The organism is Halobaculum gomorrense, assembly GCF_900129775.1.
Lineage (GTDB): Archaea > Halobacteriota > Halobacteria > Halobacteriales > Haloferacaceae > Halobaculum > Halobaculum gomorrense.
Genome location: NZ_FQWV01000001.1, coordinates 555,468 through 575,467, shown reverse-complemented (window position 1 = coordinate 575,467; position 20,000 = coordinate 555,468). Strand labels below are relative to the sequence as shown.

Below are 20,000 nucleotides of genomic sequence, written 5' to 3'. Positions count from 1 at the left end.
GGCGGAGCGGGGCGAGGCAGGGCGAGGCGGCGTCGGGGCGGTCCTACGCGACCTCGACCGCGAACAGCAGCGCGTTGTGGACGCCGGGGCCCAGCCCGACGGCCGTCACGAGCGCCAACAGCCCGTACCCGTAGCGCGGTTCCTCGCGCACCGTCGGCGCGACCGCGACGACGACGAGACACGCAACCGCGAGCTTCACGAGCACGAACAGCCAGCCGGCACCCAGCGCGTCGGCCGTCGGGAGGCCGGCCGCGAACTCGATGATCACCCGCGAGGCGGGCGTGCGCTCGCCGAACCCGAGCAGATCAATCCCGACGGCGGTCGTCACGCCGTCGACGCCGTGGGCGGCGACCGCGAGCAGCCCCGCCCGTCCCGCGACCGCGGCGCCCTCGCGCAGGCGGTACAGGAGCGCACCGACACCGACGCCGAGCGCGGCGCCGACGACGAGGCCGGCCGCCGGGAGCACCGGCGAGAGCGTCCCGTTCGCGATCCCGTACGCGACGACGCCGGCCACCGCCGGGAGGAGCGTGACCGCGCCGGCGAGGCCGAGCGCACGGGCGTCGTCGCGGCCGGCCGCGAGCGCGACGACCCACGCGGTCCCCGCGGCGGCCGCGGTCGTGAAGTAGGCGCTGGGGGTGCCGAAAAGCGGGGCGACCGCGGCGGGCAGCGCGCCGACGACCGAGAGGACGTGTCCGGCGGCGCCGACGCACATCCACGGCACCAGCGCGAGGACGTGACGGCCGCCGAACTCGGGGTCGCGCCGGCGCACCGCGAGCGCGACGCCCGCCAGCGCGAGCGCGAGACCCGCGAGGTACGGCAGCGGCGGCAGCCCGAACCCGGTCGGAAGCAGTTGCCCCGGGAGCGGGGCGACGGTCGGATACGAATCCATGCTCGTTCGGGCGGTCCGCCGGATGAAAGCGTTGGGGAATCCCCTGAGCGAACGCGCGGAGGGATCCGCCATCTTCTTGGTGAACGGGTAGGGATCCGCCAGCGAACGCGGGCTGTCGATGCTGGTGGCCGACTCCCGCTCGCTGCCGCTCCCACTCGGTAGCTTTTCCGGGCAGCGCGTCGGAGTGGCGAGCATGACCGACGACGCCCGGGATGGACGCGGCGCGCACGACGCCGTCGACGCCCGCGCGATCGACGACCCCGCCTCGCTGTCGCTCGCGGCGTTCGCGGCGACGATCGACCACACCGTGCTCGGCCCCGAGACGACGCTCGCCGACATGGAGGCGCTCCTCGACGAAGCGGCCGAACACGGGATGAACGCCTGCATTCCACCGTGCTACGTCGCCGAGGCGGCCGAGTACGCGCCCGACGTGACGCTGGCGACGGTGGTCGGCTTCCCGCACGGCCAGCACGCGCCCACCGTCAAGCGCGTCGAGGCCGAGGACGCGTGGGACGACGGTGCGGATGAACTCGACCTCGTGATCAACGTCGGCCGGCTGCGAGCCGGCGACGACGAGGCCGTCCGCGAGGAGATCGCCGAGGTCGTCGCCGCCGTCCCAGTCCCGGTGAAGGTGATCATCGAGACGGCGCTGCTGTCCGACGAGGAGAAGCGCCGAGCGTGTGCGGCCGCACGCGACGCCGACGCCGCGATGGTGAAGACGTCCACCGGGTTCGCGAGCCGCGGCGCCACCGTCGCCGACGTGGAGCTGATGAGCGAGTACCTGCCGGTGAAAGCCAGCGGCGGCGTCGGCAGCTACGACGAGGCGGTCGCGATGCTCGAGGCGGGCGCGGTTCGCATCGGCGCGTCCTCGGGCGTCGACATCGTCGTCGGCCACCCGGACGCCTGAGTCGATACCCCGGCACCTGAGGCGAACACCCCGGCACCTGAGCCGACGCCCCGTGCGACGCCGGAGTCGGCGGCGAGCCAACGGGTCTGACTGCCGGCTCACTCCAGCACGACGACGCCCGGCGAGCCGGCGAGGTCGTCGGAGGCGACAACGAGCGCGCCGTCGGCGACGACGACGTTCCTGACGGAGAGTTCCCGCCGCCACCGCTCGATATCGACGCGGTAGGGGCCGACGCCGATCCCGCCGCCGAGCGCGTACGCCCGGAGCGCGCCGCCGATGCCAACGTACAGCGTGTCGCCCGCGGCGACCGCCGGCGACACCGGGGCGACGCGGTCGACGCCGACGCGCCACCGCCGCCCGCCGTCGCCGTCGCCGAACGCCGAGACTCCCGTCGGGCCCGCGCCCGCAAGGAGGCCCCCGGCGTGAACGAGCGCGTCGGTCACGGTGGGCGCCCCGGCGGCATGCCACTCGGTTCGTCCGGCGGCGGCCCCGATCGCGAGGCGGAGGACGCCGCCGCCGAACGTCGCCGCGTACACCGCCTCGCGGGCGGCTGTCAGGGCGCGGACGGTCCCGGGGAGCTTCCGGCGCCACAGGGGAACGCCGCGCGGACTCCCGTCGTCGCCCTCGACGACGTGGAGTTCGTACGCCTCGCCGCCGGTCGTGCCCACGTAGACGCGGTCGCCGCGGGCCGCGAGCGAGTAGACGCCGGTGAACGTCCGGAACGCCCAGCGCGGCTCGCCCGTTCGGGGAGCGAGCGCCGCGACCCGGCCGTCAGTGTCGCCGACGACGACCGCGTCGCCGGCGGACACCGGCAGCGGCGCGGCCGCGAAGTCGGCGGCCGCTTCGGCGCGCCAGCGCTCCTCGCCCGTCCCGGCCTCGAAGGCGTACACCAGCGGCTCGTCGCGACTGACGGCGTACGCGACGCCGTCGGCGACGGCGACCCCGTACGGGCGGATCGGCGCCCGCCAGCGCTCCTCACCGTCGCGGAGCCGCAGCGCGTGGAGGGCGTCCTCAGCGGGGACGAACACGGTGTCGCCGGCGACCACGACCCGGCCGACCGCTCGGCCCACCTCGGCTCGCCAGCGCTCGGTCGGCGGCGTTCGCGGCGCGACGGCGTCGGGCGCGTAGTTCGTCGCCCGCGGGCCGCGCCCCGGGAGCGGCCACTCCGTCGTCGAGTCGCGGCCGGGCGAGAAACTCGTCGCGCCCGGTCCGTTCCCCAAGCAGCCGGCAAACCCCGCGGCTCCGGCGGCGGCGAACCCCGAGAGCAGGCGGCGGCGCGAGACCATCCGTTCGCCGGATCCTTCGACGGGCGGCGTATATCCGTTTCCCATCCGCGGGGTCGACCCGACTGACCCGACCGCGCGGCCGCGGTCGATCGCCGCTCGGGGCCGCGTCGACCTCCCGGGGGCCGTCACCCCGGACCGTACCTCTTAACCTCGCTCGCGGGTAGGATCGAGACACGCGAATGGCGACGTACCACATCGAGACCTACGGCTGCACGTCCAATCGGGGTGAGAGCCGGGAGATCGAACGTCGGCTCCGAGACGGCGGTCACCGCCCCGTCGACGGACCGGCCGAGGCGGACGTGGCCATCCTCAACACCTGCACGGTCGTCGAGAAGACCGAGCGCAACATGCTCCGCCGGGCGGAAGAACTCTCCGAGGAGACGGCCGACCTCATCGTCACGGGCTGCATGGCCTTGGCGCAGGGCGAGCGGTTCGCCGAGGCGGACGTGGACGCGCGGGTGCTCCACTGGGAAGACGTGCCGACCGCCGTGATGAACGGCGAGTGTCCGACGCCGACGGAGGGGACCGCGCCGGTCATCGACGGCCAGGTCGGCATCCTCCCCATCGCCCGGGGCTGCATGAGCAACTGCTCGTACTGTATCACGAAGTTCGCCACCGGCCGGATCGACTCGCCGCCCGTCGCCGAGAACGTCGAGAAGGCCCGCGCGCTCGTGCACGCCGGCGCGAGAGAGATCCGGGTCACCGGACAGGACACCGGCGTCTACGGCTGGGACGAGGGCGAGCGGAAGCTGCCCGAACTGCTCGACTGCATCTGCGACATCGACGGCGAGTTCCGCGTTCGCGTCGGGATGGCGAATCCCGGCGGTATCCACGGCATCCGCGAGGAGCTGGCCGACGTGTTCGCGCGCAACGAGAAACTGTACGACTTCATTCACCTCCCGGTGCAGTCCGGCAGCGATACGATCCTGGAGGACATGCGGCGCCAGCACCGCGTCGACGAGTTCTTGGAGATCGTCGAGACGTTCGACGAGCGTCTCGACGAGTGGACCCTCTCGACGGACTTCATTGCCGGCTTCCCCACCGAGACCGACCACGACCACGAGCAGTCGATGGCGCTGTTGCGGGAGGTCCGCCCCGAGAAGGTGAACGTCACGCGCTTCTCCAAGCGCCCGGGCACGGAGGCCGCAGAGATGAAGGGCTTGGGCGGGCAGACGAAGAAGGACCGCTCGAAGGAGATGAGCGCCGTCAAGCGCGAGATCGTCGGCGAGGCGTACGAGTCGATGGTCGGCAGCGAACGACGCGTCCTCGCCGTCGAGGAGGGCACCGGCGACTCCGTCAAGTGCCGCGACGGCGCCTACCGGCAGGTGATCGTCCAGCACGCGGACGAACACGGCGTCGAGCTCGGCGACTTCCTCGACGTGACGGTCATCGGACAGAACACGATGTACGCGTTCGGCGAGCCGATCTGAGGGGACTGGTGGCCGAGCGGACGCGACCCGAACACTGATTCTATCGGAGTCGCATCGTTCGCCGTGATCCACGCCCTCCGACAGGTCGTTCGCGACGCCGCGAGCACGGCAGTCGCGGTCGCGGTCGTCGCAGCGCTGCTGTTCGCCGTCACCGGCGTCTGGCCGCCGATGGTAGCCGTCGAGTCCGGCAGCATGGAGCCGCACATGGAGCGCGGCGACCTCGTCGTCGTCTCCGAGCCCGCGCGCTTCGGCGCCGACGGCGTCGCCGCGGGTGTCCGACCGGTCCACGGGGCGCCGGCGGACAGCCGGACGCTCGGCGCCCGCGGCGACGTGATCGTGTTCTCCTCGCCGGCGCTCCCGGGGACGCCGATCATCCACCGAGCGCACTTCTACGTCGAGGACGGCGAGAACTGGTACGGCGAGGCGAACCCCGCGTATCTCCCGTCGGGCGTCGACTCGTGTGCGGAGCTGACCGACTGTCCGGCCCCGTACGCGGGGTTCATCACGAAAGGCGACGCGAACGACCGGTACGATCAGGTGAACGGCAACTCGCCGATCGTCGCCCCCGACCGGATCCGGTCGGAGGCGCGCGTCGCGATCCCGCTGTTGGGTCACATTCGGCTCGCGCTGACCGGCGCCTGAGGCGCCGACCCGGCCCGGGGCGAGCCGACGCCGGCCGCGCGGCGGAAGCGACGGGCGTTCGTTCGGACGGCCGTCGGATTGATGCCCGGTGGCAACCTATTGACACGCATGCCTCCGACCCGCGGCGAGGACCGGCCGAACGGCTTGAGCGCCGCGCGGACTGAGCGGACGCTGCGCGACGTACTCCACGAGCTGCCGGTCGACGCACTCGTCCCCGCGGGCTGGCGCGTCGGCACCGAGGTGCTCCAGTTCGAGGACCGCCTCCCGGCCGACGGCGTCACCCTCCGCCACCCGGAGTACCCGCGGGACCTCGTGATCACCTCGGCGGGGACGGGGGACGCCGAAGCGCTCGCCGTCCACGAGCGCGACCGCGTCGCTGGCCGTCGAACCACGGTCGCGGGCGTGCCGGCGAGTGACGACGACCGCGCGACCGTGGAGGCCGCGCTCCGAGCGGCCGCCCGCGCGGCCGCTCGCATCGAAACCGGCGAGGCTCGCGGAGCGACGGTCGACGACGCGGACCCGACGGCGTCGCTGTCGACCGGAGACGACGACCGCCGGCTGCATTTCTACTGATCGGCGGAAATCCCGATAGCGACACCGCTGGCCGTGCTTACCGGTCGCTCGTGTTCGGCGGGCGGACGGGCTCGTCGCCGGCGACCCCCTCGTCGGCGGCGATGCGTGCGTCGTCGGCCTCCTTCCACTCGCCGAGTTCCTTCGGGTCGACGTGGACGAACACGTCGTCGACGGCGGGGATCGCCCGGATCGACTCGACCACCTCGGTCTCGATGTCGTGGGCCTCGAACAGCGAGCGTGCCCCCTCGACCTCGATGTGGAGGCTCACGTCCACCTCGGGGCCGACGTAGTGGGCGACCACGTCGTGTGCGCCCCGGACCTCCGGGTGCGAGAGCGCCCGATCGAGGATCTCTTCGCGCAGGTCCTCGGGAGGTGCCGCACCGACGAGGTAGCCGACGTTGTCGCGGACGATCTCATAGCCGGTGTAGAGGATGCCGAGAGAGACGGCCACCGCCGCCATCGCGTCCAGCGCCGAATAGCCGACCGCCGCTCCGATCACCCCTATCAGCGCCGCGGACGCGGTGAGCGTGTCGTTGCGGTTATCGAGCGCGGTCGCGACCAGCGCCGGGGAGTCCAGTCGCCGACCGACGCGGAGGCAGTAGCGGTACAGGAGCAACTTCACGGCCCCTGATCCCACGAGCACGCCGACGGCGAGGGGACTCCCGACGACGGCGCGCGCCGGTCCGGGCGCGAGCAGCGCGGACGCCCCCGAGTACGCGACGCCGATGCCGGCGATGAACACCCCCGCGGCGACGAACAGCGAGACGAACGGCTCGATGCGCTCGTGGCCGTGGGGGTGTTCGAAGTCCGGCGGCTGCGTCGTGAGATACAATCCCGCAACGACGACCGCGGAGTAAGCCACGTCGGCGATCGAGTTCACCGCCTCCGAACCCACCGCGAGACTCCCCGTCGCGTACCAGACGGCCGCCTTCGCAGCCGCCAGCAGCAGGTTCGCGACGAGGATGACCGCACCGACGCGACGGACGGTCGCCCTGCGGTCCATACCGTCAACTGGGTGCGGCGGCGATGAAAAGCGCTCCGCACTCGGGGGATCTCGAAGCGAGGGGTTCGAACGGGGGACTCACTGGCGGGCCGTCAGATCGACTACGCCGTCGACGATTCGCGCACCTGGTTGAGCGCGGGGATAAGCACCCAGAACGTCAGCGCTCCCAGGATGGCCGTCCAAAAGAACACGTCGTTGAGGAAGATGCCGACGGCGTCGAAGACGGTGTTCGGCTCGGGCGGTGCCGCGATCAGCTGCTTGGGGCTCTCGAACGACGGCGTCCGGTACCACCCCGCGAGCACCATCCACGCGAGCCCTGCGCCGGCGAACAACCCGAGGCCCTTGATGAACTCGTCTGCCATTGTCCTACTCTTTGGCGTCGCCGTCTTGAGCGTTTTCGTTCTCCGCGCCCATTCCGGCCGCGCGAAACCGCGATCCGAGTACGTACACGCCTGCACCGAACGCGATCAGCCCGAGCCCGATCACCGAGAACAACGCAGTGAGTGCCGTCTCCGGCAGAACGACGCCGAAAGCGCCCAACGTGCCGGTGACGAGGCGCCGCACGAGCGACACCTGTAGCGTCGCCGCATCCAGCATGATGAAGCCGAACACGACCGCCGCCACGGCCGCGAGCGTCGAGTACGCGGTGACCCGCTTGTACAACGCGATCGGGACGACCACGTCGCGAGCGCCGCCGTCGCTGATGGCGTGTCCGTCCGGTCCCGCCGGGCCGTCGTCCTCGGCTCCGTCGTCGCCCGCAGTTGACCCCGAACCGCCGTCCACCGTGCTGTCCCTGCCGGCCGAGGGGTCGGAGCCATTGGTCGCCGTGTCGCTCATACGTCCGAGAGGGTCCGAACGATACTATGTCCTGCGGGTCCGCCCGCCGGAGGCCGGTGTGGGAGCGAGGGGGAGACAGCGCCTCCGTGAGAAACCGAACGCGGCGAGAAAACGGTGGCGTGTGAGAGGCTGGACGGCCGACCGAGGAGGCGAGTCAGAGGACAGCAAAGAGGCGACCATCGAGGGATCGGCGCCTGCGACGGACGCCGTTATTTCGGCGGTCTGAGCCGGTAATACCGGCGGTTGAGGTCGTACATGTACCCCTCGCGCATCGTCTTCAGCACCGCGTAGGTGATCGCGCCGACGACCGGCGGGGCGAGGAACGTCAGGTCGAACAGCAGGTGAACGTTCATGGGCATGAGGTTCTTCACCGACAGCATCGACAGCGTGAACGCCAGCGTCACGCCGAACATGCCGACGGCCGCCCAGAACGGCTGCTCGACGGGCCGGCGCGCGCTCCCCTTGTTGATGAAGGGGACGACGGTGATCGCGCCGACGATGACGCCGTTCGCGAGCACGCCGTACGTGCGGTCGGCCATCAGCTTCTGCCCGCCGAGGATGGCGAGTTCGGGGTTGAGCGGGCCGAGCTTGAGCAGGCCAAACGACCAGTAGAGGTACCAGTCGGGCAGGATGATCGCCGGCGTCGAGTTCGGGTTCGCCGGGGCACCGATGTGCGGTGGCAGTGTCGCCGACAGGAAGATGATCATCCCGACGAAGAAACTGGTGAGCGCGAGGTTGCGCACCGTCTCGTGGGGCCACGTCGGGAACGCGAGCACGTCCCGCTCGACGTAGTCGGACTCCCGGCGCAGCGACTCGTCCTCGCTGCGCGCGCGCTCGAAGTACTCGTACGTTAGCCGGGAGAGCCCCTCGGTTCGCTCCTTCCGCTCGCGCCACGTCGGGGTCTCGTCGTCCGGCGCGACGATGCCCGTTCCTCCATCAGACCTGACGGTCTGATCTGCTTCCGAGCCGTCGGGCCCGGAACCGCCGTCCGTCTGCGGTTCGCCGTCCGTGTTGGTGGTGTCGTCGGTCATGGTCTTGTCTTAGTGCGGCTCCGCGATGCCCTGCACCCACACGATGCCGATGTGAATCGCGATGAGCGTCGTCACCACGAACGGGAGCAGGAACACGTGCAGGATGTACATGCGCTGTAGCGTCGCCTGACTCAGCGAGAACCCGCCGAACAGGAGCTGAGCGACCCACTCGCCGATGAGCGGGATCGAGAGGCTCATCTCGACGCCGATCTGGCCGGCCCAGAAGGCCAGTTGGTCCCACGGCAGGAGGTACCCGGAGTACCCGAACACCATCGTCAGCGAGATGAGCACGATGCCGAGCAGCCAGTTCAGCTCGCGTGGTTCCTTGTACGCGCCGGTGAAGTACACGCGCAGCATGTGCAGGAACACCGCGGCGGTCATCACCTGCGCGGACCAGCGGTGGATCGAGCGCAGCATGAAGCCGAACTGGAGGTCCTGCATGATGAACGCGATCTGGCTGTAGGCGATCGACGCCTCACCCGGTCCCGCAGAGCCGACCGCGGGAACGTAGTAGAAGCCCAGTAAGGCGCCGGATATCGCCGCCACGACGTATGCGAGGGTACTGAAGAAGCCCAGCGTGTACAGCGCGTACCAGTACCAGAACTTGTTGTCGAGGTCGTACTGCTCCGTGTGGGACTTCGGCATCTGGAGGTTCGACCGGTAGTACAGCGACTCCAGCAGTTCGAGGTAGTCGACGATGCGGAGGCGCTTGTCGACCCAGATGAGCGCGGTGAGGAACGTCGCCTCCACCGGCGTGAGGTCCTTGCTTTCCAGCCAGTTCTTGTGGTCGTACTCGTCTTTCTTTTCCAGACTCATCGTCTCACCGTTTGTAGTAGGGGTAGACGGCGCGTTTCACCTGTTCCCACGCGTCGCCGCCGAGTTCGGTTCCGTCCACGTCGTCCTCGCGGATGTAGAGGTCTTCCCACTTGCGACGCCGCTTCTTGACGATCACGACGTCCGGGAGGAACTCCTTGCGGTACAGCGCCAGGATGAACGCGAGGTCGATGAAGACTACCGCGAGGATGCCGCCGAGGAACATGTTCCCCGTGTCAGACAGCCCCCAGCCGCTGACGAGGCCGTAGGTGAACATGAACACGAACACGACCTCGATGACCGTCAGGAGGACGATCGCGATGGCCGCTGCGGTGCTCTCGCGAGCCGGTTCGTAGCGGTGGATGTCGCCGTAGGTGGATCCGGTACTGGACATGGGTTACCTCCCTGTCCCCGTGTGTGCGGATTCCCCGTACTTCACCAGGTAGAACGTGAATATCACGCTCATGATGATACCGAGGATGGTCGCGGCGCCGACCCAGTGGGCCTGGATCGCGACGCCGAGCTCGTGGAGCTCCTTCGGTCCGCCGCCGCCGCCGGTGGACACGGTCGGCACGCCGCTGCCGACCGCGATAGCCCCGAGCATCCCCAGGGACTTGTGGGGTTCGCAGTAGTACTTGTAGATCCCACCCGTCTCGAACGTGATGGAGAAGGTGAACCCCTCGCTCTCGATGGACTGGTGACCGGACACGCCGGCGTCGGACGGTGTCTCCTCGAACAGCACGTTGTGGCCGCCGGAGACCCACTCGAACGTGACGGTCGTTCCGGTGTCGATCCACAGTTCCGTCGGCAGGAACGCGAGGCCCCCGCCGCCGCCGACTTCGACGGTCACCTCGGAGCTGCCGCGGGCGTCCTGATACGTGCCACCCTTGGCGCCCTCGGTGTACCCGCCGAAGTCGGGCTTTTTCCCGCCGCCACCGCCCTCCTGGGCCGTGGCGGTGCCGGACGCCGCGGTGGCGCCGGCCCCGAGGGCGGCCGTCGCGCCGCCGGCCTGTCGCATAAAGTCCCGCCTCTTCATGGGTACGTACAGCTCGGGGTTGGGCGCGCATAAACCCACCGACCTTTGGCCCGGCACAGAGCCCGCAGAACGGCCCGCTATCCGTCGGTTTCGTCCGCCGCCGCGTCGGCGGACTCGCCGCCGTCTTCGCCGGTCGCGACGGTGGGCTCCGGTGGCTCCGGTTCCTCCCCGCGGGCGGCCGCGAGCGCCTCCTCGGCGACCTCCTCGAACGGCACGAACTCCGCGTGCTCGCCGCGGTCGGTGACCCCGGCCGCGCGGAGCCGGTCGCGATACTCCTCGGCGCGGAACCGGTCCGACAGCCTGGCGTTCGCGACCAGTCCGAACAGGAGCACGCCCGCCGCGAGAAAGAACCCGCCCATGACCGGTGCGACGATCGTCTCGACGCCCAAGAACAGCCACGCCACAAACAGCCCCAACCCGCCGAGGATCTGCATCCCCGCGACCACCTGAATCATCAGGTTTCCGAACTCCCCCGTTCCCCCCTCGACCTCGTCGGGTGTCGGTAGCTCGTACTCCTCGGGCGGCTCGCGAGCCTCGTAGGAGTCCATGGAGCACAGGGCGACGGTCGGCTTCACGTCCCTGAGCACGGTCCCCTCCCCCTCGACGCTCCCGTCCTCGTAGACGACGGCCCAGCCCTCATCGGAGTAGGCAACGACGGACGGCGGGTCGGTCCGGCGTTCGAGCACCGCGAACACCTCCCGAGCGGCGATCTGTGTGCGCAGATCGTCTTCGACGCGATCGAGCAGGTCCCCGCCGGTGATCCACGTGTCCGGGTCGAACGCCGCGTCCCACTCAGCGGCGGTCATCTCGGCCATGTCCGCCGGGCCGAAGTCGTCGAAGTCGTACTTCTCCTCGACTTCGGCGCGCAGCGCCTCGATGGACTCGTCATCGTCGGGCGCGTCGACGCCGGCCGACGCGTCGGCCGCCTGCGCGCCGTCAGCCTCGTCCGAGGCGTCGGTCATCTCTTCGATGTCGGAGCCGTAGGCGCATAAGCGCCGCGACGTGTGACGGCGTCTGCCGTCCGGGCTCCGGAGGGCTTAGGCGTCCCCCACCCGGAGGGGGGAACGGATGGTCTCCGAGGGGACGACGGCGACGGTGGCCGCGGCGATGGTGACGGCGAGCCTCCCGTTCTACCTGTACGGGGCGTGGATCATGGTCGGGCGCGACCAAGACCACGTCACCTGGGACCGGCTCGTGCGACACCTGCGCGTCATCCTCCCGGGACTGGTGCTCAACACGGTCCCCGTCGCGTTCTGGATGGCCCCGCGGCTGCTCGACCAGTTCGGCGGGGTCGCCGCGCTCCACGCCTTCCTCGGACTGCAGGCGTACGCGCTGCTGGCGTTCGGCCTCACCGGCATCGTCCGCATCTTCCAGGTGAAGCGCGACGCCGACATCTACGAGCTCGAGGACCCCGACACGAACCTCAACGACCTCCACGAGAACATGGCCGCGTGGCGGGGTCGCCTCCGGATCGGCGTGTTCGGGTACGTGCTGTTCTGGGGGTTCGCCTACGTGGTCGGACTGTACCGCTACTACGGGCTGTACGTCGCGTGACCGGCAACGACGTGTCCGGCGGAACCCTCGGCCCCTACTGGTACGGCTCCTCGTCGCGGTGGGCGTCGGGGTTCTCCTGTTCGGCGGCCTCCTCCTCGCGCGCCTCCCCGTCCGTGTCGTCGCGTCCCGGCTCCTGATCCGGCATCGCCTCCTCCGGGGAATCCTCGTCGTCCTTCGAGGCCGTCGCGTCCTCGGCGGTTTCGAGGTCGGTGTCCGCTTCGACATCGGTGCCGTGTCCGTCATCGGACATGGGTTTGGATTGACCGCTCGGACGGGTAAGTCCGGTGGCCGAACGACCCCTGCGGTCGTCTCCGTCGATCTACCACTCCGCCCCGCTGGCGAGATCGGCCGACGAGTCGCCGCGCTCGGAGGGGCAGATGTCCGCGAGCACGCAGTCGGCACAGTCGGGGGATCTGGCGGTACACGTCGCTCGGCCGTGGCTGATGAACAGGTGGGTGAACATCCGCCAGTCATCCTCCGGGACGACGTCCATCAGGTCCTCCTCGATCGCCTCGGGGCGCTCTTCCTCGGTGAGGCCGAGCCGCCGGGAGATGCGCTGGACGTGGGTGTCGACGACGATTCCCTCGGTCACGTCGTGGGCGTGCTGAAGGACGACGTTCGCGGTCTTTCTCCCGACGCCGGGGAGGTCGGTCAGCTCGCTCATCGTGTCCGGCACCTCGCCGTCGTGCTCGTCGACGAGGATCTCGCCGATCCCCTTCAGGTAGCCGGCCTTATTGTTGTGGAAGGTGATCCCGTAGATGTCGTCTGCGAGTTCCTCCTCGCTCGCCGCGGCGTAGTCCTCCGGCGAACGGTACGTCTCGAAGAGGTCCTCGCAGATATCGTTGACCCGCTCGTCGGTGCACTGCGCCGAGAGGACGACGGCGACGAGCAGCTCCAGCTTCGTCGAGAAGTTCAGCGAGATGTCCGTGTCGGGGTACTCCTCGTAGAGCCGGTCGAGCACCTCAACCGCCTGCGCCTCGCGCGAGTCCAGCGGCGTTCCCATACCCGTCACTCCGTTGCAGCCGGCTTCAACCGTTCGGACCACGGGCCGGAGTTCGGGACCCGTCGATCGCCGTGAGCGCCCGCCACCGTGGGCGCAACGACTTAGTCGCAGCGCCCGAACCGACGGCTATGACCCTCAGTCTCGGCTACCTCGATCACGAGTCGTTCCGCGCGGCCATCGGCACCGCCGCCGGGTACGGCGCGATCGTCGCCGTCATGACGTTGCTGCTGTTCGGCGTTCCCTATCTCCTGTTCAGCCTGTAGCGACGCCGTTTTATGATCCTCGCTTGAGCCATCGATATGAACCGTCAACAGGTACTCGCGGTGCTTCTCGTCGGCTTGCTGGTGTTCTCGTCGTTCGCGTACGCCGTGTCGTTCCTTTGAGACAGCTCAGTACAGCGGCTCCGGCTCGTCGCCCTCGACGGGGTCGACGCCGAGCGCGTCGGCGATCGCGAGCAGTTCCGGCTTCGAGAACGGCCCCGTGTCCGCCTCGTCGGCCGCCTCGGTCACCCCGACGGCCACCCGCACCGCCGCGCGGATCGATTCGTTCGTCGACCGGTCCCGTTCGAGAACCCCGAGCGCGTCCGCGAGCGCCGCCAGCTCCTCTTTGGTGAACGTCGCGGTCGTCTCGCGTTTGAAGCGGCCGACACCCCCGCGGATGCCGTTCCGGATGTCGTGAACGGTGATCGTCACGGTTGGCTCTGAAGCGCGGGCGTTCAAAACGCCTCCGGCGGGGGCGTCGGCGAGGATCACAGGGCCCCCACATCCAGTAATTCTGTTATCGTCGGTCGAAAGTAGTCCCGGGCGGATTCGAACCGCGAGGACTCGAATTCGCTCGTCCTCTGGGCTCGAATCCACCGGAGGATATCTCTCGCTCACCTTTGTTCGCGAGAAATAGTCCCGGGCGGATTCGAACCGCCGTCGAAGGCTCCAAAGGCCCTCATGATTGGCCACTACACCACGGGACTGCGTGCTCGGCACTATCGCACCGACGTACAATAGGGTTACCTTCCGCGGTCGTCAGTCGGACCGCATCACTCCCGCCCGGTCAGATCCGTCGGATGTCGGAGCCGTCGCACTCGGCACACTGCTGGTTGTTCGCCCCGAACTCCCGCTCACGGCCGGCGAACTCGAAGTCGTGGTCGTCGCCCGCCCCAACGAGCGACTTGATCCGACTGGCCACACCAACACCCACGTGGGCGATCGTATACCGGGGCGTTCAGTTCCTATCGACGGCTCGCCGCCGATGGGGTGGTCGACGGTCCGACGGCGACCCTGCGAGTCAGTCGGCGGGACTCTCGGATTCGACCTCCGCGAGGTACTTACAGGCGTCCGTCTCGGCGTCGAAGCAGTCGGGACACTCCGAGGCGCGATCGATGATCGTGTCCAGGCGCTCGGCGACGGTGTCGTCGATGACCGCTTCGAGCGACCGTGCCTCCGCACGGAACTCCTCGACCTCGAGGACGTTCGCGAGGAACCGCTCGATGATGCAGTAGTTCGACAGCGCCTCGCGCGCGTCGACGATCCCCTCGTCGGTGAGCGAGACGCCCTTGTACTTCTCGTGTTCGGCGAGGCCGCGCGCTTCGAGCTTGCCGATCATCTCGTTGGCCGAGGCGGGGCTCACGTCGAGCGCGTCCGCGACCGCGCCCGTCGACGCCGGCCCGTCTTCCATCTCCTGTACGAGGTAGATCGCTTTCAGGTACTGGTCTGCCGTGTTCATCGTTATCGTCGCTCCATGATCGCCGTGACCTCCTCGACGCCCTCGGCCTCCTCCGCACGGATGTCACGGAGCGTGTCGAGCACCTGCTTGCGGTCGAGGGAGAACGACGAGTCGCTTTCCTCGATCGCCTCGATGAGGTCGTCGTAGAACTTGTACGCTGTCTCCTCGTTGCACAGCTGATCGTACAGCACGCCGTCGAAATCCTCGGGCTTCGTCCTCCCGTACTGCGCCTCGACGAGCGTCTCGATCTCGTCGTACGACACGGACTCCGCGTCGAGTTCCGCGATGAGCGTCTCGAGCCGCTCGCGGTGGCCGGCCGACTCCTCGGCCGCATGCTCCAAGAGGTCCGCGATCTCGTCGTCGAAATCGCCGTCCATCTCCTGGTGGTGCTGGGTCGACCGCGCTTCGACGACCTCTTCGAGCACCACGCCGATCTGTAGCAGCCGCGCGAGCTGGTGGTCGGAGGTGACCCGTTGACCGACGCTCACGGACGATCACCCGTCGGCTCGACGGCGGCTGATCGCTCGGCAACCGATTCCACGTTCATTGATCCAGCGTCGGGCGACGGCAACCGTAAGCCTTCCCCTCGCGCCGACTCGATCGGCGCGGGCCCGCGTTGTGATCCGCTGGCCCGTCCGACCGCGACGCCGAACGCTCAAGCAGTCCCGCGTCCAACGACCGTCGATGACCGGAGCGAGCGATGCGGAGACGACGGCCGCGGCGGGAGGCGGCGAGTTCCCCGGAAGCACCCGCCGGGACCGGGCTGCGCTCGCGCTCGTCGTGTACGCCGTGTTACTGGCGCAGACGCTCGTGTACCCCGGTATCGACCTGCTCACGGCCGCGTTCGGCGGCGACGGTGTCGCCGGACCGACGCTGTTTCTCGCCGTCGAGTTCGCCGCGTTCGCGCTGTTCGCCGGACCGTGGGGGACGCTCTCGGATCGACTCGGAGAGCGCCGCCGCCTCGTCGCGCTCGCGGCCGGGGGCGGCGCGGTCGGCTACCTCGCGCTCGGGAGCGTCGCCGGGGTCGGTCTCCCCTTCTGGGCGGTGCTCGGGCTGCGGGCGCTGCAGGGCGCGATGACCGTCGGCGCGCTCTCGCTGGCGATCTCCGCGCTGGCCGATCGCGCCGGCGGAAACGGGCGCAACATGGGCGTCGCGGGCATCGCTATCGGCCTCGGGACCGCCACGGGCGCGCCGCTGGGCGGGCAGCTGTTCGAGGTCGGCGCGACCGTCCCCCTGTACGCCGCAGCCGGACTGCTCGCCGTCGCCGCCGTCGGCTCGCTAAGCGTTCCAGATCGTCCGCCAGGAGCAGGCGGCGGAGGAGCCGCCGACGGGGCGACCGAGACCGACGCGACAGCCGGTCGCCGCCACGGGGGGCTCGCGACCCTGGTCGCCGGACTCCGAGACCGCCGCGAGCTCGCGATCCCGTACGCGTTCGCGTTCGCCGACCGCCTCGTCGCGGGCTTTTTCGCGCTCGTCGGGACGCTGTACTTCCGCGAGGCGTTCGGGCTCGGTCCGGGCGCGACGGGCCTGATGCTGGCGGCCTTCTTCGCGCCGTTCGCGCTGCTGCAGTACCCGTTCGGCCTCCTCTCGGACCGGATCGGCCGGGTAATCCCGGTCGCCGCCGGGTCGGCCGTCTTCGGCCTCGTCGTGATCGCGGTCGGCTTCGCGCCGTCGGTGCCGGCAGTCGCCGCGACGATGGTCCTCGTGGGCGTCCTCGGCGCGCTGATGGCGCCGGCGACGCTCGCGCTTGTGGTCGATCTCGCGGGCGACGGCGAACGCGGCGCGGCCGTCGCCGGCTTCAACGCCGCCGGGAGTCTCGGCTTCCTTGCCGGCTCGCTCGTAGGCGGCGCCGTCGCCGCGACGTTTGGCTACACGGCCGCGTTCGTCGTCGCTGGCGGCAGCGAGTTCCTGTTGGCGGTCGCGACGCTGCCGGCGCTGGTGCGGCTCGGTCGACGGAGCGGGCGGACGGCGGTGTTCAGCGGCGGAGACTGAGGGGGGAGGCCGGCGTCGGCGGAAGGGAGAGCATCGGCGGGCCGACGGGAATCGGCGGCCGGGCGGCGATCGAGCGGCGACGGTCAGGGGCGCTCGACGACCACGATCGAGCGGTCCGGATTTCTCGACCCCTGGGACCGCCGAGAGACATACAAGCGTCAAGTACCCAAATCCGTGCGTATCCTTGGGTATCGGTCACTTCGCTGTCGGGGCGACGGGAGCCATCGTGCTCTTACTCGCCACCGGTCTCTACCGGCGGACAACCCAGAACGGCGCAAACGCCATCCTCAGCGGGATGTGGGCGATGCTCCCGGACCTCGACATCATTCTGTCGGCGTTCGAGGACGCCGATCACTCGCCGTTCACGGATTTCTTCTGGTTCCACCACACGCTCGACTCGCACGCGGTCACCGACGGCCCGGCCGGCAGCGCGGCGTTCGTCGCGATGCTGTTCGGCGCCGTGCTGCTGTTGATCCTGGCGGAGTGGAACGAGAACCGCAGCGCCTCGTCGCCGCCGGCCGACCTGACGGTGGAGTAGCCCGCTGTTGAGCGGTCCGCCGTGAAGGGTCGACTCGAAGGAACCCTGAAGCGGTTCGGCGCACAACCGAGCCCGTGAGCTGTTCGTCCGATGACTGACGACGACCGGGCGCACGACGTCGTCCTCTGGGGAGCCACCGGCTTCACCGGGCGGCTCGTCGCTGAACACCTGGCGGAGCGGTACGGCGCGGGCGACCTCGAGTGGGCGATCGCCGGCCGCGACGAGGAGCGACTCGCCGCCGTTCGCGACGAGTTGATCGCCGACCACGACACGAACGACGGCGGCGAGAACGACAGCGACGGCGGGAACGACACTGGCGACGACGCGCTCGCCTCCCTCGATGTCCTCACGGGCGACGCGTTCGACCGGGAGAGTCTCGATCGGGTCGCGGCCCGCACGGCCGTGGTCTGCACGACCGTCGGTCCCTACGCGAGGTACGGCTCCGATCTCGTCGCCGCCTGCGTCGAACACGGGACGGACTACTGCGACCTCTCGGGCGAGGTCCACTGGATGCGCCGAACGATCGACGAGCACCACGAGCGAGCCCGCGAGACCGGCGCACGGATCGTCCACGGCTGTGGCTTCGACTCCGTGCCGAGCGACCTCGGCACGCTGCTGCTCCAGACGCACGCGGACGAGGAGTTCGAGACACCGTGCGACGAGGTGCGCGGACACGTCTCGATCCGCGGCGGCGCCTTCAGCGGCGGGACGGTCGCGAGCATGCTCGAGCTGTACGAGACCGCGGCTGAGGACCGCGAGGTCCGTCGGCTCCTCGCCGACCCGCGGGCGCTCGACCCGCCCGAGAGCCGCGGCGCGCCGGCCGAGCGTCCCCAGCGCGGGCCGGGCTACGACCGCGACGCCGACACGTGGACCGCCCCGTTCGTCATGGCGCGGATCAATGAGCCGGTCGTCAGCCGCTCGAACGCGCTCCTCGGTTATCCGTGGGGCCACACCTTCCGCTACAGCGAGGCGCTCCGGACCGGCGACGGCGTCGGCGGCCTCGCCCGCGCCGGCGCGCTCACCGCCGGCCAGAGACTGCTCGCGGGCGCGCTCTCGATCGGCCCCCTCCGCGAGACGCTCGACCGCTACGTCCTCCCCGACCCCGGCGAGGGGCCCGACGAGGGGACGATCGAGGGGAGTTCCTTCGAGGTCCGTCTCCGGGGAACGGGCGCCTCCGACGGACACCCCGGCGGTTTCGCCGTCGAAGCGACCGTCCGCGGCGACCGCGATCCCGGATACGGCTCGACATGCCGGATGCTCGGGGAATCGGCGGTGTGTCTCGCGAGGGGAGAGATCGAGTCGCCCCACGACGGCGGCGTGTTGACGCCGGCCTCGGGGATCGGGCTGCCGCTGCTCGACCGGCTGGAGGGAACCGGCGTGTCGTTCGAGGTGGAGACGGTCGAGGGCGGCGACTGACTCGACGGCGCAGTCGCTGGACGTTCGAGGCTGACGCCGAAAAATGGCAAAAACCGCGACAGTGAGTTCCGAACGCGGGTGCCGCGAACGCCTCAGTCGAGGCGCGCGACGATCAGGTCGTCGATGTCGTCGCGGAGCTCGTCGACCTCGACCTCCTCGAGGACGGGGACGAAGAAGCCCTCCACGAGCATGTTGCGGGCGGTGTTCGGCGAGATGGCGCGAGAGGTCATGTAGAACAGATCCTCCGCGTCCACCTGCCCGACGGTCGCCGAGTGCGAGGCCTCGGTGTCGTGGTTGTGGATGATGAGCTTCGGCGAGGCGTCGGCCTCGGAGTCGTCGCTCAACATCAGCGTGTTCTCGCGCTGGTAGGAGCTGGTGTCCCACGCCTCGCGGCCGACGTCCTGCACGCCCTCGTACACCGAGCGCGCCTCGTCGTCGAGGACGCCGCGCGTGACCAGGTCGGCGGTGGTGTGCTCGCCGTTGTGCCACACACGGGCGTTGATGTCGAAGTGCTGGTCGTCGTGGCCGAAGAACGCGCCGACGATCTTCGTCTCCGAGGAGTCGCCGTTCAGTTCCGTCTCGATGTCCGAGCGGGTGAGCCGGGAGCCGATGTTCCCCTCGATCCAGTCGATCGTGGCGTAGCGGTCCGCGTCGCCGCGCTTCAGCGTGAAGTCGTACACGTCCTCGTCGAGGTTCTGCAGCGAGCCGTACTGGACGTACGCGTTCTCGCCCGTGACGATCTCCACGAGGTTGCTGAAGTAGCGATCGCCGTCGACCGCGGAGCCGTTGGAGATTCGCTCGAGGATCGTCGCCGAAGAGTTGTCCTCGGCGACCACGAGCGTGTGGCTGAACAGCGAGGTGCTGTTCATCTCGGCGCGCACCTTCACGTCCTCGGCGTCGACGCCCTCGGGAACGTAGATGACCGTCCCCGTCGTGAACAGCGCCGTCGACAGCGCGGTGAGGTAGTTGGTCTGCGGGTCGGTGACCGAGCCGAAGTGCTCCTCGACGAGCTCGGGGTGCTCCTCGAGAGCGGTCTCGAAGTCGAGGACCTTCGCGCCCTCGGCGGAGACGCGTTCGGTCTCGTCGCGCTGGTCGAGGGGATCGACGATCGACTCGTAGTCGAGGTCCTCAAGGTTCGTCCAGCGGCGACCGGGCGTCTCGATGACGCTCGGCATCTCCAACTCCTCGAGCGCCGACAGCGCCTCGAGGCGCGTCTGAAGGAGCCAGTCCGGTTCGTCGCGCTCCGCGGAGATCTCGTTGACGGTCTCCTCGGAGATGCTTGCGGGTAGCTGTGTGCTCATTGTGTGTGGTGAGTGGATGGTGACGGAGCG

The 20,000-nt window shown here is 69.7% G+C and carries 26 protein-coding genes and 1 tRNA gene; 9 read left to right on the top strand and 18 right to left on the bottom strand.

The window, feature by feature from the left end; genetic code table 11:
- Positions 1 to 43: 43 nt before the first annotated feature.
- Positions 44 to 889 carry a DUF63 family protein gene (locus tag BUE16_RS02875; protein ID WP_073306881.1) on the bottom strand — a complete coding sequence of 282 codons (846 nt, stop codon included), beginning with the start codon at positions 887 to 889 and terminating at the stop codon, positions 44 to 46.
- Positions 890 to 1,082: 193 nt separating this feature from the next.
- Here BUE16_RS02875 and deoC point away from each other — a divergent pair, with 193 nt between their 5' ends.
- Positions 1,083 to 1,796, top strand: coding sequence for a deoxyribose-phosphate aldolase (deoC, locus tag BUE16_RS02870; protein WP_394327413.1), 714 nt, complete (start codon positions 1,083 to 1,085; stop codon positions 1,794 to 1,796).
- A gap of 98 nt (positions 1,797 to 1,894) precedes the next feature.
- Here the strand turns inward: deoC and BUE16_RS02865 are convergent, their stop codons facing one another.
- The gene (locus BUE16_RS02865; RefSeq protein ID WP_073306880.1) at positions 1,895 to 3,082 is read right to left on the bottom strand and encodes an outer membrane protein assembly factor BamB family protein; all 1,188 of its coding nucleotides are present in this window, start codon (positions 3,080 to 3,082) and stop codon (positions 1,895 to 1,897) included.
- Between the two features lie 179 nt (positions 3,083 to 3,261).
- Between BUE16_RS02865 and BUE16_RS02860 the strand changes: the two genes are divergently transcribed.
- From BUE16_RS02860 to BUE16_RS02850, 3 genes are all read left to right on the top strand, one after another.
- Positions 3,262 to 4,512, top strand: coding sequence for a tRNA (N(6)-L-threonylcarbamoyladenosine(37)-C(2))-methylthiotransferase (locus BUE16_RS02860; protein ID WP_073306879.1), 1,251 nt, complete (start codon positions 3,262 to 3,264; stop codon positions 4,510 to 4,512).
- A gap of 63 nt (positions 4,513 to 4,575) precedes the next feature.
- Entirely contained in the window at positions 4,576 to 5,154 is a 579-nt protein-coding gene (locus BUE16_RS02855; RefSeq protein ID WP_073306878.1) for a S26 family signal peptidase, read from the top strand.
- Positions 5,155 to 5,262: 108 nt separating this feature from the next.
- Complete coding sequence (locus BUE16_RS02850; RefSeq protein WP_073306877.1) at positions 5,263 to 5,727, top strand: hypothetical protein; 465 nt, start codon at positions 5,263 to 5,265, stop codon at positions 5,725 to 5,727.
- Positions 5,728 to 5,764: 37 nt separating this feature from the next.
- Here the strand turns inward: BUE16_RS02850 and BUE16_RS02845 are convergent, their stop codons facing one another.
- From BUE16_RS02845 to BUE16_RS02810, 8 genes are all read right to left on the bottom strand, one after another.
- The gene (locus BUE16_RS02845; protein WP_073306876.1) at positions 5,765 to 6,730 is read right to left on the bottom strand and encodes a cation diffusion facilitator family transporter; all 966 of its coding nucleotides are present in this window, start codon (positions 6,728 to 6,730) and stop codon (positions 5,765 to 5,767) included.
- Between the two features lie 101 nt (positions 6,731 to 6,831).
- Positions 6,832 to 7,092 (bottom strand): DUF7314 family protein, encoded by a 261-nt coding sequence (locus BUE16_RS02840; RefSeq protein WP_073306875.1) that lies wholly within the window; start codon positions 7,090 to 7,092, stop codon positions 6,832 to 6,834.
- A gap of 4 nt (positions 7,093 to 7,096) precedes the next feature.
- Complete coding sequence (locus BUE16_RS02835) at positions 7,097 to 7,567, bottom strand: DUF7315 family membrane protein (protein WP_234972313.1); 471 nt, start codon at positions 7,565 to 7,567, stop codon at positions 7,097 to 7,099.
- A gap of 209 nt (positions 7,568 to 7,776) precedes the next feature.
- Positions 7,777 to 8,598, bottom strand: a complete 822-nt coding sequence (locus tag BUE16_RS02830) for a cytochrome b family protein (RefSeq protein WP_073306874.1) — start codon at positions 8,596 to 8,598, stop codon at positions 7,777 to 7,779.
- A 9-nt stretch (positions 8,599 to 8,607) separates the two neighbouring features.
- Positions 8,608 to 9,414 carry a cytochrome b gene (locus tag BUE16_RS02825; protein WP_073306873.1) on the bottom strand — a complete coding sequence of 269 codons (807 nt, stop codon included), beginning with the start codon at positions 9,412 to 9,414 and terminating at the stop codon, positions 8,608 to 8,610.
- 4 nt (positions 9,415 to 9,418) lie between these two features.
- Positions 9,419 to 9,805 (bottom strand): DUF7318 family protein, encoded by a 387-nt coding sequence (locus tag BUE16_RS02820; RefSeq protein ID WP_073306872.1) that lies wholly within the window; start codon positions 9,803 to 9,805, stop codon positions 9,419 to 9,421.
- A 3-nt stretch (positions 9,806 to 9,808) separates the two neighbouring features.
- Positions 9,809 to 10,447 (bottom strand): plastocyanin/azurin family copper-binding protein, encoded by a 639-nt coding sequence (locus BUE16_RS02815; protein WP_073306871.1) that lies wholly within the window; start codon positions 10,445 to 10,447, stop codon positions 9,809 to 9,811.
- Between the two features lie 77 nt (positions 10,448 to 10,524).
- A complete protein-coding gene (locus BUE16_RS02810) occupies positions 10,525 to 11,409 on the bottom strand; it encodes a DUF7319 domain-containing protein (protein ID WP_073306870.1) in 885 nt (294 codons plus the stop codon).
- Between the two features lie 106 nt (positions 11,410 to 11,515).
- On the opposite strand from BUE16_RS02810, the gene BUE16_RS02805 reads away from it, so the two are divergent.
- Complete coding sequence (locus BUE16_RS02805; RefSeq protein WP_073306869.1) at positions 11,516 to 12,001, top strand: DUF7321 family protein; 486 nt, start codon at positions 11,516 to 11,518, stop codon at positions 11,999 to 12,001.
- Between the two features lie 34 nt (positions 12,002 to 12,035).
- Here the strand turns inward: BUE16_RS02805 and BUE16_RS02800 are convergent, their stop codons facing one another.
- Both BUE16_RS02800 and nth read right to left on the bottom strand, forming a co-directional pair.
- Positions 12,036 to 12,251, bottom strand: a complete 216-nt coding sequence (locus BUE16_RS02800) for a hypothetical protein (protein ID WP_073306868.1) — start codon at positions 12,249 to 12,251, stop codon at positions 12,036 to 12,038.
- Positions 12,252 to 12,320: 69 nt separating this feature from the next.
- Positions 12,321 to 13,004 (bottom strand): endonuclease III, encoded by a 684-nt coding sequence (gene nth, locus BUE16_RS02795; RefSeq protein WP_073306867.1) that lies wholly within the window; start codon positions 13,002 to 13,004, stop codon positions 12,321 to 12,323.
- 128 nt (positions 13,005 to 13,132) lie between these two features.
- On the opposite strand from nth, the gene BUE16_RS17305 reads away from it, so the two are divergent.
- Positions 13,133 to 13,267 carry a hypothetical protein gene (locus BUE16_RS17305; RefSeq protein WP_268762472.1) on the top strand — a complete coding sequence of 45 codons (135 nt, stop codon included), beginning with the start codon at positions 13,133 to 13,135 and terminating at the stop codon, positions 13,265 to 13,267.
- Between the two features lie 126 nt (positions 13,268 to 13,393).
- Here BUE16_RS17305 and BUE16_RS02790 read toward each other — a convergent pair whose 3' ends face one another.
- The 5 genes from BUE16_RS02790 to BUE16_RS02775 form a co-directional block, all read right to left on the bottom strand.
- The gene (locus tag BUE16_RS02790; RefSeq protein WP_073306866.1) at positions 13,394 to 13,696 is read right to left on the bottom strand and encodes a hypothetical protein; all 303 of its coding nucleotides are present in this window, start codon (positions 13,694 to 13,696) and stop codon (positions 13,394 to 13,396) included.
- A gap of 202 nt (positions 13,697 to 13,898) precedes the next feature.
- Positions 13,899 to 13,971: transfer RNA gene (locus BUE16_RS02785), tRNA-Gln, on the bottom strand.
- 80 nt (positions 13,972 to 14,051) lie between these two features.
- A complete protein-coding gene (locus BUE16_RS17300) occupies positions 14,052 to 14,186 on the bottom strand; it encodes a hypothetical protein (RefSeq protein WP_268762471.1) in 135 nt (44 codons plus the stop codon).
- Positions 14,187 to 14,285: 99 nt separating this feature from the next.
- Complete coding sequence (locus BUE16_RS02780; protein WP_073306865.1) at positions 14,286 to 14,723, bottom strand: metal-dependent transcriptional regulator; 438 nt, start codon at positions 14,721 to 14,723, stop codon at positions 14,286 to 14,288.
- A gap of 2 nt (positions 14,724 to 14,725) precedes the next feature.
- The gene (locus tag BUE16_RS02775) at positions 14,726 to 15,211 is read right to left on the bottom strand and encodes a rubrerythrin (RefSeq protein WP_073306864.1); all 486 of its coding nucleotides are present in this window, start codon (positions 15,209 to 15,211) and stop codon (positions 14,726 to 14,728) included.
- Positions 15,212 to 15,407: 196 nt separating this feature from the next.
- Here BUE16_RS02775 and BUE16_RS02770 point away from each other — a divergent pair, with 196 nt between their 5' ends.
- From BUE16_RS02770 to BUE16_RS02760, 3 genes are all read left to right on the top strand, one after another.
- The gene (locus BUE16_RS02770; protein ID WP_073306863.1) at positions 15,408 to 16,715 is read left to right on the top strand and encodes an MFS transporter; all 1,308 of its coding nucleotides are present in this window, start codon (positions 15,408 to 15,410) and stop codon (positions 16,713 to 16,715) included.
- A 226-nt stretch (positions 16,716 to 16,941) separates the two neighbouring features.
- Positions 16,942 to 17,253 (top strand): hypothetical protein, encoded by a 312-nt coding sequence (locus BUE16_RS02765; RefSeq protein ID WP_143165342.1) that lies wholly within the window; start codon positions 16,942 to 16,944, stop codon positions 17,251 to 17,253.
- A 90-nt stretch (positions 17,254 to 17,343) separates the two neighbouring features.
- On the top strand, positions 17,344 to 18,669 hold the full coding sequence (locus tag BUE16_RS02760) for a saccharopine dehydrogenase family protein (RefSeq protein ID WP_073306861.1): 1,326 nt from the start codon (positions 17,344 to 17,346) through the stop codon (positions 18,667 to 18,669).
- A gap of 92 nt (positions 18,670 to 18,761) precedes the next feature.
- Here the strand turns inward: BUE16_RS02760 and sufD are convergent, their stop codons facing one another.
- On the bottom strand, positions 18,762 to 19,970 hold the full coding sequence (gene sufD / locus BUE16_RS02755; RefSeq protein ID WP_073306860.1) for a Fe-S cluster assembly protein SufD: 1,209 nt from the start codon (positions 19,968 to 19,970) through the stop codon (positions 18,762 to 18,764).
- Between the last annotated feature and the right edge of the window lie 30 nt (positions 19,971 to 20,000).